This window comes from Myxococcales bacterium (assembly GCA_016706225.1).
Lineage (GTDB): Bacteria > Myxococcota_A > Polyangia > Polyangiales > Polyangiaceae > JADJKB01.
Genome location: JADJKB010000008.1, coordinates 539,674 through 553,977, shown reverse-complemented (window position 1 = coordinate 553,977; position 14,304 = coordinate 539,674). Strand labels below are relative to the sequence as shown.

Annotated in this window: 9 protein-coding genes and 1 pseudogene; 6 read left to right on the top strand and 4 right to left on the bottom strand. The window is 68.1% G+C overall.

All coding sequences use genetic code 11. The annotated features are described in order from the left end of the window. Positions 1-3: 3 nt before the first annotated feature. Positions 4-1,647, bottom strand: a complete 1,644-nt coding sequence (locus IPI67_16480; GenBank protein ID MBK7581790.1) for a hypothetical protein — start codon at positions 1,645-1,647, stop codon at positions 4-6. A gap of 143 nt (positions 1,648-1,790) precedes the next feature. On the opposite strand from IPI67_16480, the pseudogene IPI67_16475 reads away from it, so the two are divergent. Continuing rightward, positions 1,791-2,496, top strand: a pseudogene (locus tag IPI67_16475) (ROK family protein). Continuing rightward, positions 2,481-3,632, top strand: coding sequence for a hypothetical protein (locus tag IPI67_16470; GenBank protein MBK7581789.1), 1,152 nt, complete (start codon positions 2,481-2,483; stop codon positions 3,630-3,632). Before IPI67_16475 ends, IPI67_16470 begins: the two are co-directional and overlap by 16 nt. A 7-nt stretch (positions 3,633-3,639) precedes the next feature. On the opposite strand, the gene IPI67_16465 is transcribed toward IPI67_16470, so the two are convergent. The 3 genes from IPI67_16465 to lon all read right to left on the bottom strand — a co-directional run bounded on the left by IPI67_16465 (position 3,640) and on the right by lon (position 9,087). Continuing rightward, positions 3,640-4,482 carry an EamA family transporter gene (locus IPI67_16465; GenBank protein ID MBK7581788.1) on the bottom strand — a complete coding sequence of 281 codons (843 nt, stop codon included), beginning with the start codon at positions 4,480-4,482 and terminating at the stop codon, positions 3,640-3,642. Between the two features lie 55 nt (positions 4,483-4,537). Further along, on the bottom strand, positions 4,538-6,502 hold the full coding sequence (locus IPI67_16460; protein ID MBK7581787.1) for a putative metal-binding motif-containing protein: 1,965 nt from the start codon (positions 6,500-6,502) through the stop codon (positions 4,538-4,540). A 149-nt stretch (positions 6,503-6,651) separates the two neighbouring features. Further along, positions 6,652-9,087, bottom strand: a complete 2,436-nt coding sequence (gene lon, locus IPI67_16455) for an endopeptidase La (GenBank protein MBK7581786.1) — start codon at positions 9,085-9,087, stop codon at positions 6,652-6,654. A 135-nt stretch (positions 9,088-9,222) separates the two neighbouring features. Between lon and IPI67_16450 the strand changes: the two genes are divergently transcribed. The 4 genes from IPI67_16450 (at position 9,223) to IPI67_16435 (ending at position 14,232) form a co-directional block, all read left to right on the top strand. Beyond that, complete coding sequence (locus IPI67_16450) at positions 9,223-10,149, top strand: methionyl-tRNA formyltransferase (GenBank protein MBK7581785.1); 927 nt, start codon at positions 9,223-9,225, stop codon at positions 10,147-10,149. A gap of 92 nt (positions 10,150-10,241) precedes the next feature. Beyond that, entirely contained in the window at positions 10,242-10,844 is a 603-nt protein-coding gene (locus IPI67_16445) for a hypothetical protein (protein MBK7581784.1), read from the top strand. Beyond that, positions 10,841-13,684, top strand: coding sequence for an Hsp70 family protein (locus IPI67_16440; GenBank protein ID MBK7581783.1), 2,844 nt, complete (start codon positions 10,841-10,843; stop codon positions 13,682-13,684). The genes IPI67_16445 and IPI67_16440 overlap by 4 nt, the downstream gene beginning before the upstream one ends. Continuing rightward, positions 13,681-14,232: a J domain-containing protein gene (locus tag IPI67_16435; GenBank protein ID MBK7581782.1), complete on the top strand. Its 552-nt coding sequence runs from the start codon at positions 13,681-13,683 to the stop codon at positions 14,230-14,232. The genes IPI67_16440 and IPI67_16435 overlap by 4 nt, the downstream gene beginning before the upstream one ends. Positions 14,233-14,304 lie beyond the last annotated feature (72 nt).

The window sequence follows — 14,304 nt, the reverse complement described above, 5'->3', positions numbered from 1 at the left end:
GGCTCAAATCGGCGCTGAGATCAGCGGAGCCGGCTCGCGGGTGGTCAGCGCCGGATCCGTGGCGATCACCGACTCGAGCCACTCGATTCGCGGCCGCACGCGGGTTCGAATGCTGCGGCGCGGTGCCGCGCGCATCTCTCCCTCCCAGGTGCGGATGCGCGGCTTGCCCGCGTTGCTGGCCAGCAGCGTGGGCAGACCGGTGACCGGATCGGTCTCGTACACGAAGAACGAGTGCCAGTGGTTCTCCCCGTCGCTCCGCGGCCCGTGGATGGCCACCACGTCCCCGGGTTGGTAACGATCCGCGTGCTCGACCAGGTGCGCGAAGAACGCGGCACGCTCCAGGAATCGCAGCCGTTCCACGTCCGGCAAAGAATAGACGTCGAACCACTCCGGGTGCTGTTCGGCGAAACGGATGAACACGTCGACACTGCGCCGATTCTCGATGCCGATCTCGTCGAAGTCGACCTTGCCGATGATGCGCTTGCGCTCGGTGTCTCGAGCCGTCCACCACGTCCCGCTCGCTCGCTCGATGGTGTCGGTGACGAAGTCGATGCAGACCTGCGGGACCTTGGGCCGACCCTTCTGGTCGAACACCATGTAGCTGTCATCGTTGAAGCTGTACGAGTCCCAGCCGTGATTGTACGCCCAGCGCCAGGCGGGCCGCAGATTGCCGTCCTGCTGCCCCTCCTCGGTCTTCGGCTCGTCGAACGGCAGCGCCTCGGCCACCATCGTGACCACGGTGCTGCGGAGCGCCGACACGACCCGCTCGCGGCGCAAACTCAGCGACCGGGCTTGTTCCACCGCAGGTCGCTCGGCGGCGGAGATCAGCTGGCACTCGAGCTCGGGCTTTGCGCCATCGCCCAGCGAAAGCAGGGTCGGAACCAGGTACGCCCCGTGGCGAACGTCGACCACCAGATGTTTCTTCGTGATGCGCCGCACGCGCAGCCGCTCCGCACCGATCGCCGCGACGACACTTCGCAGATCGAGGTGCAACGGCGGCCCGGGATCGGTGCCACTCGCCCAGACCCGATCGAGCAACAGCAGGCGTGCCCGTTGCCCCGCCTCGGGACCATCCAGATACTCGTACCAGAATCCTGCCGCCTTCTTGGCATGCAGCAGCTGACTCCCACGCTGGATCGTCAGCTCGCGATCGGAGAACAGATGGTGCAACTCCAGCACATCGACGAAGCCAGCAGCCAGATCTGGAACGTCCGAGTACAGGTACCCCTCCGAGAGCAGCAGCGCGCGGGCGACGTCGGGCCTGCGCTGCACGGTCTTGAACACCCCACGCAGAGCCCAACCCGGTGACGGGCTCAGCGCCAGCTGCGCTCTGAGAGCTTTGACCTCGCTCGACACCGCTTCGCTTGGACGCGGCGCACGGCGAAACAGCACGGGCTCGGCCTTGGCACGTCCGAGGATCTCCGCGCGACGCGCCTCGAACTCCAGCGCACCCGGCTCGGCGGGCTCGGCCTCGGCGGCGCGGATGCGCTCTCTGCAGTCCACGTCGCGCGGCCCCGGGCCGGCTGCGGGCGCCGGCGCGGCCGCGAGCTGCGCGGACCCCGCGGGCGGCGCCTGCTCGGACGGCGCAGGCGCCTGAGCGCACGCCCCGAAGGCGAAGCCGGCGAGCCAAAACAACGCGCGATCCACGGGCGGCAAACGCTACCGGCCTCGGGTGAGAGCCGCAACCCGCGCCGGGGATCGAGCCTGTCGCCAGCACGGGGTCCGATTGGGCAGGACCTCCACGGTCGTCTACGCTTGGCGGCCTCGGATCGATTCCCGCCCCCTTTGCCATGAACCCCGTCGCCCTCAAGACCCGCTCGGTGGACATCGGTGGGACCGGCATCAAGCTGCTCGTGCTCGATGCAGACGGGTGCGCAGCGACCGAACGGACCCGTGCCCTCACACCAAACCCGGCAACACCCGAGGCCGTGCTGCGGGTGCTCGCGGAGCTATCGCGGGCCCAGCGCCCCTTCGACCGAGCGAGTGTGGGCTTCCCGGGTGTCGTACGCCACGGCGTCGTCGTGACCGCACCGAATCTGGACACCTCCCTCTGGGCAGGCCGCGCAGTCGAGGCCGACGTCGCCGCCGTGCTCGGCTGTCCGACGCGTGTGATCAACGACGCCGATCTGCAAGGCTACGGCGTGGTGCGGGGCAGCGGAGTCGAGATGGTGCTGACACTGGGCACCGGCGTCGGCTCGGCGTTGTTCGTCGAGGGACAGCTGGTACCCAACCTGGAGCTCGGCCACCACCCGTTCAAGAAGGGAGACACTTGCGAGGAGCGGGTGCGGGAGACCAAGCTCGAGCGCATCGGAAGCAAGCGCTGGAGCCGTCGGGTGCGGGAGATGCTCGACCAGCTCGCGGTGATCTTCAACCACGACGTGCTCTTCCTGGGCGGAGGCAACGCGCAAGCGCGAGGTCGAGCTGCCGTCGAACGTCGTGTTGTTCGACAACGTGCAGGGGCTTGGCGGAGGGATCCGACTGTGGGCCGACCGCTGAGCTCGGTCCCAATCCTGCTCGCGCTCGTGCTCGGCGCGGTAGGCTGCAAGGACAAACACCAACCGGCGCCGCCTGCGCCCGTGCCGTCCACGGCCCCGAGCCCTACTCCCATCCCGCTGCCGGAGCACGCGGTCGCCGGCGAGGTCGCCTTCGAGCTCGTGGCGACCGACGACGGTGCGCTGCTCGCGGTCGGGGCAAAAACGGGCGGTTTGTCGCTGCTCTTTCTCGACGCCACGGGCCAGGAGGTCGGCGCCGCGCTCACCCTCGGCAGCGAGGTCGAGCGCGTGGTCGAGATCGCCGGCGCTGCGCTCGGTAACCGCGTGGGCCTCGCGTATGTGACCCGGCACGACGCCGCGGCTGCGAGCTACGGCGTGCTGGGCGACGCCAGCACACGCTCGTTCGCGGCGCCGAGCGCCCTCACCCCCACGACGCTCGGCGACCTCACCCGGCGGGGGCACGTGGCCTTTGCTGCGAGCGACAAGAACGAAATGGCGGCGGTCGTGCGGGGGCTCGATGAGCCCTGCGGCGATGACAAAGAGCGGTCGTGCGCCGCGTATCGATTCCGCGAGTTGCTCTCCACCGGGCCCGAGCTGCGCGGGCTCCCCATGAGTGTGCCGACACCCTGCCCGGCGACCATCGCGGGTTTTACCATCGTGGGCGAGCGCTGGCATTACGGCTTCTGCTCTCAGGCCTCCGGCCAGCCGCGGACCACGGCGTTCATGCGCCAGCTCTCGCCGTTCTACGTCGGTGTAACCCATTCGCCACCCGGCTGTGCGCCGCTCGGTGTCACTCGGATCGGCAGCGAGGCGTTGTTCGCGGTCCAGTGCGGTGACATCCGCAGGGCTCTGCGCATCGGCGGCATGGACAGCCCTGAGCAGAGCCTGGTGATCACCAACACGACCCTCGACTGCCGGCTCGGGCGGCCACGGTTGACCTTACCTGGGGAGCCGCCTCTGACGCTCGATCTCGCCGCGAGCACGAGCGGCCTCGGCCCGCTCTTGCCGGAGTCGGTCGCCGCAGCCAATTCCCGCGCCGTCTGGACCGGGTCGTCGCTGCTCGTCGCGAGCTGGGTGCGGGCGGCGATCGTACTCCGGCGCTACGAGTGCCGCGGAGCCGAGCTCGCTCGCAGCGGTTGACGGCGGCTCAGCGACCGAGGGCCAGGCAGACGATGCCGAGCGCCACTGCGGACGCGAAGATCAGGCGGCGACCGCCCAAGCCTTCACCGAGCAGCCGGGCGCCGATCAGCGCAGCGAACACCACACTCACCTCGCGAGCCGACGCAACGGACGCGATCCGCCCCACACTCATCGCGTAGATGACCAGGGAATACGCCAGCGCCGAGCACAGACCCCCACCGATGGCTCGCGCACCATGTCTGGACAGGAATGCGCCGAGCACGGCGCGGCGTCGCCAGAACACGACGCTGCTAAACGGAGCGCCGATGATCAGGTGCAGCCACGCAACGTACGCGAGCTTGCTGCCGCCTGCGCGCACGCCGAGCCCATCACACAGCGTGTAGGCCGCGATGAAGACCCCGGTCAGCGCGGCGAACCCGAGCGCCCGCTTCGGCGCCGCTCGCGCACCGGCGCCGCCGATGCCAATGACCCCGAGGGAGACCAAGACCACACCAGCAGCGGCGACGCCGCGGACCGGCTCACCGATCACCAGCGCGGAGACACCCGCGACGATCAGCGGCCCCACGCCGCGTGCGATCGGGTAGACCAGTGACAGGTCGCCGTATTCGTAGGCGAACAACAAGAACGCGAAGTAGAAGACGTGAACCACCCCCGAGCCGGCCAGGTACGGCCAGGCCGCGTGGCCCGGCGCTCCGGTCACCCAGGCGACGGGGGCATAACAAACCGCGCCCGTCGCGAGCACGACCGCGAAGGTCAGCAAGCGGTCGCCACTGGCCTTGAGCAGGGCGTTCCAGCTGGCGTGCAGCAGGCCGGCGAAGATCACCAAGCCGAGCACGGCCGCTCCGCTCATGTTCGAGCTCACCCGCGCGACGCGCAGCAGCGGCGCGCCGCCAGAGACACGCGCGTCACTCGGCCCTGCGCCGGAACCAGAGACCGAGTGCGCCGAGCGCGGCCAAGATCAGCGCGGGCCACCCGGGCGCGGACGCCGGCGCGCGACAGCCGCAGCCGCCATCGTCGCCGGACTCCGTGGTGCCACCTTTGGATGTTCCCCCGGTGCCCGCGGCGGCGTCACTCCCCGCATCGTTCGCTGCCCCGCCGGTGCCGGAGCCACCACCGGTTCCGGCCTCGGGCACCACACACTGACCGGCCACGCAGGTCTTGGGCGGGATGCAGATCGGATTGCACTCGGCGGGACCGCAGCTGCCGGTCTTCGGATCACACTCCTCGCCGGCCCCACAGCTGACCCCGTCACACAGCTCGACACAACCCTTGGTCGCGTCGCACTTCTGCGCCTGCGGACAGGTGACGCCGGCGCACAGGCCAACGCAGTTGCCGCTGGCATCACAGTGCTCGCCGGCCTGGCAGGTCTTCCCCTGACAAGCAGGCGGCACACAGGCGTTGCTGCCGGCCTTGTCACACACCTCACCGGTGTTGCAGCCGATGTCGGCCGCGTAGCAGTTGCACGGAGCCTTGCACTCACCAAGCGAGCACTGCTTCGGCGGTGGACATTGAACTCCCGCGCAAAGATCGACGCATTTACCGTCCTTGCACGACTGTCCATACGGGCAGACCACGCCGTCGCAGGCCGGCTTGCAGGTCTTGCTGGTCGGATCACACACCGCGCCCGGCGGACAACCGCCCGTGGTGCAGTCATCCGGCACACAGATCGAGCCCTCGCTGGACGGTTTGCAGGTCGAGCCGATGGGGCAACTGCCGATCTCGCCGGCCTTGCACAGCGGCACACAGATGCTGGCGTTGCAGACCAGGCCCGCGGGGCAGGCCCCGGGCTTGCCGTCACAGTTCAGATCGGTGGCCGAGTCACATGCCTCGGGCGCACCCGGATACACCTTGCCATCGCTGTCATCACAGTCGCAGGGCTGGGTCGCCCCAGGACATTTGCAGTCGACGAAGCCGTCCTTGTCCGCGTCGGGACACACTCCGGAGCCTTGCTCGGTCAAGCCGGCGACCGCGTCCACCTCGCCCTCACTCGAGTGGTAAGAACAGGCCGGAAACTCTTTGCCGTCATAGCCCGCAACGATGGAGGCGTAACGGAAAGTGATGCCACACGGCAGCCCGTGGACCTGCACGAACGAGTCGTCCTCGACGGCGTAGTTCGCCGTGTCGCCGCAGGCGGCCCAGGTGGCGTTGCCGGGTGACGGAGGCCGAGTCGTGAACCAGCCGTGGGTGAAGATCTGCTGCAAGACGGCCCGATTCCACTTCTGGGGATCGGTGCCGGTGGTCGCCGGATCCTCGATCGCGTCTTTGGCGAGCGGGTTGTCGGTCAGGTAGATCGTGTACTCGACGGACTCGCAAGGCTGGGGCCCGTGATCGTTCTGGGCGAAGATGGCCACCTTGTTCGAGGGGCCGCCGAGATCGAAGACCAGACCTTCCCAGGGGAAGTAGCCGCTGGTGATTCCATCAGCGACGCAGTTCGTGGTCGCGCGGTTCGGACAGCCGTTGACCAGGGTGTGGTCGACCAGGCGACACGGGTGCCACCACAGGTGGTCGAGCTTCTCCAGGTACTTCGTGGCGTTCGCAACGGTGTTCGTCACCGCGGCGTTGCAGGTGTACTTCTCGGGGCAATCGTAGGGCGACGTCGACTCGCCGGCGCATCCGGCCCAGCTCGTGGTGTCGCAGCCGGGCCAGTTGTTGAAGAACTTGGCGAACAGCGGCAGCTGAGGACCGGTCAGGCCGTTCTTGTCCTTGAAGATGTCGTTGACGACACCGCCGGCGTTCTGGATGGCAGTGATGCAAGCCTGGGAAGTCGTCGGCGGATTGCTGTCGCAGGTTCCGGTCGCCGCCCGAGCGCCGAGGCTCAGCGAAAACAGCGCGAGCCCGAGCCCGAGTGACCAAGTCTTGTGCATCTTCATTGCCCGCGTCCCTTGTAGCCCTGGGGTCCCACGACCGCCGCCGCTCGGGAGGATAGCGCGATCTCCGGTCCAGCGTGTCGATGACAGCGGAAAACGCCGCGGTCAGGCCGGATGGGGCCCGCCGCGGCGCTGTCCGCTTCGCTCGCCGCTCAGTTGGAGGTCGGCTGGGCTTCTTTGCCGGCCGCGACAGCGTCGAGATACGCCTGACTCGGCTGCGGCATGCTCTCGAGCGCGGCCGCCAGGACCTCGTCGAGCTTGACCACGATCACGAACTCGAGCTCGTCCCGGACCTCTTTCGGGATCTCGTCGAGATCCGCCTTGTTCCGTTCGGGCATGAGCACCCGTTTGATGCCAGCGCGGTGGGCCGCGAGGATCTTTTCCTTCAGTCCGCCGATGGGCAGCACCCGCCCGCGAAGGGAAATCTCGCCGGTCATCGCGACGTCGTGTCGCACGCGGATCCCCGTCAACAGGCTGACGAGGGCGGTGAACATGGTGATGCCCGCCGAGGGCCCATCCTTGGGCATGGCGCCCGCCGGAATGTGGATGTGGATGTCGCTCTTCTCCAGGAAGTCCCGAGGAATTCCGTATTTCTCGGCGTTGGTGCGCACGTAGGACAACGCCGCGTGGGCACTCTCCTTCATCACGTCGCCCAGCTGACCGGTGAGCTGCAGCTTGCCGGAGCCGAACATCCGCGTCGCCTCGATGAACAGGATCTCGCCGCCCACGCTGGTCCAGGCCAGGCCCGTGGCAACACCGGTCTCCTCCGTGCGCTCGGCCACCTCGCTCGTGTACTTGATGGCGCCGAGATACTCGCGCAGATCGTCCTCGGACTTGATCACCCGAGGAGTGAGGTCACCCTCGGCGACCTTGACGGCGACTCCACGGATCACACTCGCCACCTGACGCTCGAGGGAGCGTACGCCCGCCTCTCGTGTGTAATGCTCGATGATCTCTTCCACGGCTTCGTCGAGGATCTGCAACTGCTCCGACTTGAGCCCGTGCTCCTCGAGCTGTTTCGGGATCAGGTGCTGGCGCGCGATGGCGAGCTTCTCGCGCCGGGTGTAGCCGGGAATTTCCAGGATCTCCATGCGGTCGCGGAGCGGCGGCGGGATCGGATCGGCCACGTTGGCCGTCGCCACGAACATCACGTTCGACAGATCGTATTGGATCTCCAGGTAGTGGTCGGCAAAACTGTTGTTCTGCTCGGGGTCGAGCACCTCGAGCAGCGCGGCGCTCGGGTCACCGCGGAAGTCGTGTCCGATCTTGTCGACCTCATCCATCATGAAGACGGGGTTGATGGTCGACGCCTTCTTCATGCCCTGGATGATCTGGCCCGGGAGCGCGCCCACGTAGGTGCGCCGGTGCCCGCGGATCGCCGCCTCGTCGTGCACACCACCCAGCGAGACACGCACGAATTTGCGTCCGAGCGAGCGCGCAATGCTGCGGCCGAGGCTCGTCTTGCCCACGCCGGGCGGGCCGAGCAGGCACAAGATCGGTCCCTTCTTGTCCTTCTTCAGCTTGCGCACGGCCAGGTACTCGACGATGCGTTTTTTGACCTTCTCGAGACCGTAGTGGTCCTCGTCGAGGACCTTCCGGACCTCGATGATCTCCATGTTGTCCTCGGTCGAGTTGGTCCACGGCAGATCCAGGATCCAATCCAGATAGGTCCGCACGACGGTGTACTCGGCGCTTCCGACCTGCATCGAGCGCAGCCGCTTCAGCTGCTTCTTGGCGACGCTGTCCGCCTCGCTCGGCAGGTTCGCCTTGGCGATGCGCTCCTCGAGTCCGTCGAGATCGCCCTGATCGCCGTCGTCCTCGCCGAGCTCCTCCTTGATCGCCTTGAGCTGCTGGCGGAGCACGTACTCGCGCTGGTTCTTGCCCATCTCCTCCTTGATCTGGGAGTTGATGCGCTCGCGCATCTTCAGGATCTCCAGCTGACGCGTCAGCAGCCGGAGCACCTTACGGATGCGCTCCTTGATGTCGACGGTCTCGATCAGCTGCGCCTTCTCTTCGACCGGCGCGTCGAGGTTCGCAGCGACCAGATCCGCGAGCGCCCCCGGCGCCTGGATCGAATCGATCAGCGAGCCGGCCTCCCGCGGCAGCTCCGGCATCAGCTGGATCACTTGTTTTGCCACGTCGCGCAGGCTCATTGCGAGGGCTTCGGCCTCGACGTCCTCGATCGGCGGAGCCTCGACCTTGGCGATGCGGGCCTTCAGGTACGGCGTGGTCTGCGTCAGGCTGTCCAGGCGGATCCGGGTCAAGCCTTGCAAGATCAGCGAGTAGTTTCCGCTCGAGTGTTTGAGCGCCTTGAGCACGCGCGCGGCGCAACCGACGGGGTAGAGATCGTCGGCACCGGGGTCGTCGGTCGAAGGGTCTCGCTGAGCGAAGATGGCAATGACCGGGGAGGTGAGGTTGTGGACGTCCTCCACCAACGCCACGCTCTTCTCGCGACCCACATCGAACGGGGCAACCGCGCCGGGGAACAGCACTGCATTGCGGATGGGCAGCACCGCCAACTCGTCACCGAACCGGACCTCTTCATCGGCAGCCGGAGCGACGGACGTTGGCTTCTTCTTATCACTCATGGATTACCTTTCGACCCGAGCCGGGGGGTCCCTTCGGCTTTTGTGACGATCAGGGACGTGAGGTCAAGCTAAGCACCATCCAATAACCGGTCTATGCTGTCCGCAGTTCTTGGACCGAGCAGACCCGTGAAGCCCATCCGCAGCGTTTTCTTCGGCACTCCGGCCATCGCGATCCCGGCCCTTCGAGCGCTCCACCAGACCTCGGAGCTGGTCGCGGTGGTCTGTCAGCCCGATCGCCCGAGCGGTCGGGGCCTAGCCCAGAGCGAGCCCGCCGTGAAAATTGCCGCCCGGGAGCTGGGCGTCGAGGTCCACCAACCCCTGCGTGTGAAGACCGAGCTCGACCAGTGGTTGCGGGAGCGAGAGGTCGATGTCGCCGTCGTCCTAGCCTACGGGCGCATCCTCCCCGAGTCCGTGCTCCAGGCGCCACGCCGGGGCGCCATGAACCTGCACGCATCCCTCCTGCCCAAGCTCCGCGGTGCCGCGCCGATCAACTGGGCCATCGTGCGCGGCGAGACCGAGACCGGTGTCAGCCTCATGCAGATGGACGTGGGGCTGGACACGGGCCCGGTCTTCAGTCGCCGGAGTCTGCCCATCGCAGCGGACGAAAACGCCGGTGAGCTGGCCGCCCGCATCGCCGAGCTGTGCGCCGTGATGGTCCGGGTCGATCTGCCGCGAGCCGTGTCCGGTGAGCTGTCGGCAGAGCGCCAGGACGAAGCCCAAGCCACTCACGCGCCCCTCATCACCAAGGAAAATACGCGCATCGACTGGAACGCGAGCGCCGCCGAAGTGGTGAACCTGATTCGGGGCATGGCACCCCGGCCCGGAGCGCACACCCAGATCAAGCAGAAACACCTGCGGATCACCGCCTCGCGTCCGGCGCGGGAGCCGGTCGAGGCGCCTCCCGGGAGCGTGCTGCTCGGGATCGGGCGGGAGCTCCTGGTTGCCACCGGCGTCGGGGGCGTCGAAATCGTGCGCGCGCAGCTCGAGGGGAAACGGGAGCTCGCGGCGTCGGACTTGCTGAATGGGCGGACCCTGGTGGCGGGCGATCACCTGGGAACGTGAGCCGGAAAATCTCGTTTGCTCCGGCAAAGCCGCCTCCGCGCCGCCCGATCGGGCATGCCGCCCACTGCGGGCGGTAGTGCTAGGATGAACGGGTGCAGCTCGCCGCTCGCCTGATCGAAGAGATTCGGGAGGAGTTTCCCGGCTTTCGCATCGTACCGAAAGGGGAGGACCGACTCAGCCGGGCCATCGACCGCGCACTCAGATTCGTGACTTTTGGCCGCCAGAGCGGCTACTTGACGAGCTATCACACCGTCATCGGCGACACCCTGTACGTCCCGAGCGCCTGGGACACGACCTCCGACGTGGACCAGGCCATCGTGCTCCGGCACGAGCGGGTCCACCTGCGGCAGCGCCGGCGGCTGGGGCTCCCGGTGATGGCGTTCCTGTACTTCGTCCCGTTTTTTCCGCTCGGGTTGGCTTACGGCCGGGCGCGACTCGAGTGGGAGGCGTACACCGAGACCCTGCGGGCGACGGCGGAGCTCGCCGGCAGCGCGGCAGCGCGTTCACCCGAGCTGCGAGCGCGGATCGTGCGCCGATTCACCGGCCCAGATTACGCCTGGATGTGGCCATTCGAGCGCCAGGTCCAAGGCTGGTACGATGCGGCTCTGGGTGCTCTCGAGAGCAGCCAGGAGCCACCGCGAAAACTCGAGCCCAGCTCGCAGACGGCGTTGAAGCACGGAGAACGCGCAGCATGACGGTTGTTGGAATCGATCTGGGCACGACAAACACGGTGGTCGGAGTGGTCAAGGACGGCCATGCCGCCGCGCTCGCCGACGAGGCGGGCGACCGGCTGATCCCGTCCGTGGTCTCGTTTCATCCCAGCGGCAACGTGCTCGTTGGCAAGCCAGCCAAGGAGCGACGCCTCGTCGACGCCACGAACACCGTCTACTCGATCAAGCGACTGATCGGTCGGAGCTGGGACAGCGAAGAGGTGCGCAAAGCCCGCGAGCGGTTCCCGTTCGAGATGCGCGAAGGGCCGGGTCAGGCGGCGCTCGTCGTCGCTCGCGGCCAGTCCTACACCCTGCCGGAGATCAGCGCGTTCGTGCTGCGCCGGGCCAAGGCCATCGCCGAGACCGCGCTCGGCGGCCACGTCGAGAAGGCCGTGATCACGGTACCCGCGAACTTCAACGATCTGCAGCGGGCCGCGACCAAGGTCGCCGGACGGGTCGCGGGTCTGGAGGTGCTGCGCATTCTCAACGAGCCGACGGCAGCGGCCCTCGCCTACGGCTACGGCAAATCGACCAACGAACGCATCGCCGTCTACGACTTCGGCGGTGGCACCTTCGACGTGACGCTGCTCGATCTCAGCGAGAACGTGTTCGAGGTGCTCGCGACCGCCGGCAATACCTTCCTGGGCGGCGACGACATCGATCTCGAGCTGGCCGAGCGCATGGCAACGGCGTTTCTGCAGAAACACCGGATTGACCCCCGGGGAGATCCCCAGGCGTTCGAGCGCCTGCGCGCCGCAGCGGAGGAGCTCAAGATCCGGCTGTCGCGCGAGAACGAGGTCACGCTGCACCTCGCGGAGATCGCTCACGGGCCAGGCGGCAAGTCCCTCGATCTCGAGTTTCGCATGACCCGCGGCGACTTCGAGGGCATGGTCGGCCCCATCGTCGAGCGCACGTTCGAGGTCTGCCGCGAGGCGATGAACATCGCGCGCCTCTCATCCGGCGACTTCGATCAGGTGCTCCTGGTGGGAGGCTCGACGCGCATCCCGCTGGTTCGCCAGAGCGTCGAGGCGTTCTTCAAACGACCGGTGCTCGGCCACATCAGCCCCGACGAGGTCGTGGCGATCGGCGCTGCGATTCAAGCGGCAGCGCTGACCGGCGCGACCGAGCGTCGTCGTGACCTACCGCCGGCGCCAGCCCCCGCCGCTCGCGGCCCCATCGCGCGCCGCGGCAACACATGGCCGCCGAATAACGCGCAGTCACCGCCGATGTCCGCGGAGCCGGGCACCGAGCCCTACGGCGGCAGGAGCCGCAGCCCGACGAGCCCCGGCGTTCAGGCCGACTCCGGCGCGCGACAGCTGCCGGCGGGCGCAGCGCAACGGGTCGTCGTGCCGGGCGAAGGTCGCCCGCGGGTCCCGACCGGCGCGGGAGTCGCACCGCCGCCGGGCACCGAGCCGCCGGGCACAGTGGCTGGGCTCGGCGCACGCGGGCGCACCCCGACCGGCCCAGGCCTGGGGCCCGAGGCCGCGGCCGCGCGGGCACGCGTGCAGACCAACACGTTGTCGAGCGCCGAAAGCGCGGCCGAAAAGGCGCGCCGCATGACGGATCCGGGCATTGGCTCGGACGGCCCGAGTCAGATTGTTCCGCCGACGAAGGGACCGATCAATCTCCCCGGACTCGACGATCCAACCGCGGAAGCCGGCCACATCGCGAGCTTCCTCGCGCGGTACGCCAGCACGCCCCAGAAGCCGCGCACGACCCAACCCCAGGGCCCGATCGTCACGCCCAAAGAGGAGAGTGTCTCGTATCGGTTGAGTGAGGACGACATCCAGTACGAAGATCCGAGCGCGCTCCAGGCACCCAACACGGCACAGCTGCGGCGCATGGCGGGGCCTCAGTCCACGGACGAGGTCACCGAGGTTCACAAACGCCGCACCGGCTCCCGTGTCTCCATCGACGAACAAGCGTTGCCGCTGCCGAGCATCCCGGACGACGAAGACATGACGATGGATACGGCGACCTCGCCCCAGGCGCAGGCTCCGTTCGGGGGCACGATGCGCATGCCCCAGCAGCCCCCTCCCCCGCCCGCGCGCGGCTTGCCCGGCTCGCTCGCAACGCCCACGTCACCGAACCCCGCACTGGCTGGAATGCCCGGGCCAACGCCCGGCCCCTTCGGCCAGCCCAACACGCTGGTGTCCCCTGCCACGAGCGGGCCCGGCGGCATGCCGGCCCCGGGTGCTCCGTCACCCTTCGGCGGCAGCGCGCCTCCCGCCTTCCAGCATGCGTTTCCACCGCCTCCGCACGCCCACACCTCGCCGTTCGGTTCTCCCGAACCACAGGCACCGCCGGCCGAACAGTGGGCTCCGCCGCTGGGCGTGGCAGCCGGGATCGCGGGTATTGGCGCCGCCGCGAACCCCGTCATTCAACAGATGCCAGGCGGCGCCGGGACACCGCTCCTGGTCGACGTCACGCCGCTCACGCTCACGGTGGAGACCGTGCACGGCTACTGCGATCCGGTGATCGGTCGAAACTCACCCGTCCCATGCGAACGAAGCCGCACGTTCGTGACCGCCGCCGACAACCAGACAACCGTGCGTGTGCGAGTTGCCCAGGGCGAGTCCAAGCTATTCCGAGAGAACACGCTGCTCGGCGAGGTGGAGCTCTCCGGGCTTCGCGGAGCTGCACGCGGGCAGGTGAAGATCGACGTGGTCTTCGGCCTCGACACGGACGGCATCCTCAACGTGCGAGCCGTCGACGTCGCGACGGGGCACGAAGCGCGCGTCACCGTGCGTCTCGTCGCAGTCCCGGACATGGGTAACGTCGCGGAGATGGCCGCGCGTAACGCCGCGATGCCGATGATGTCATGAACGATCCCGGCATGCTCGATCGTGTCGAGGAGTGGGCACAGGTCCTCGACGACTCGACCTACTACGAGATCTTGGGTGTGCTCGAGATCTGCGACGACACCGCCCTCCGGGACGCGTTCCGAGAGTTTGCGCTGTCGTTCCACCCCGACATGTTTCGCGACACACCGGAGCAGGTGCAGGCGGCGGTCCGGCGCATCTTTCAGCGCGGCACCGAGGCCTACCGAGTGCTCTCCGATCGCGAGCTCCGCATCCGCTACGACACGGGCATCAGTCGGGGCAAACGCCGGATGGAGGACTCGTTCGGCCCGAAGAGCGAGGCGCCCCCGCCGGTCAGTCTCGAGGGCGGACCGCCGTGGGACGAGCTGTGCCGTTCCGGCGGCGCCAAGCTCAGCGCCCAGAAGGCGAAGAAGCTGATGGCCAAGGGGGATCTCGAGGGCGCCAAACGCGAGCTCGAGAAGGCGCTCGCCTTCGACGGCAACGCGAACCCTGCTCTCGGCGCGCGCATCGAAGCCATCACGCTCGTGCTCTACGCCGGTGGCGGCAGCTGAGCGGAGCTCGGGCGAGCGATCCGGGTTGCGGGACCTCGACGCGCCCCTTGGAACGCGAGCCTGGCTTCTCTA

Coding starts and splice junctions, on each gene's coding strand:
- IPI67_16435 (MBK7581782.1), top strand. CDS start 13,681: ATGAACGATCCCGGCATGCTCGATCGTGTCGAGGAGTGGGCACAGGTC.
- IPI67_16440 (MBK7581783.1), top strand. CDS start 10,841: ATGACGGTTGTTGGAATCGATCTGGGCACGACAAACACGGTGGTCGGA.
- IPI67_16460 (MBK7581787.1), bottom strand. CDS start 6,502: ATGAAGATGCACAAGACTTGGTCACTCGGGCTCGGGCTCGCGCTGTTT.
- IPI67_16465 (MBK7581788.1), bottom strand. CDS start 4,482: ATGAGCGGAGCGGCCGTGCTCGGCTTGGTGATCTTCGCCGGCCTGCTG.
- lon (MBK7581786.1), bottom strand. CDS start 9,087: ATGAGTGATAAGAAGAAGCCAACGTCCGTCGCTCCGGCTGCCGATGAA.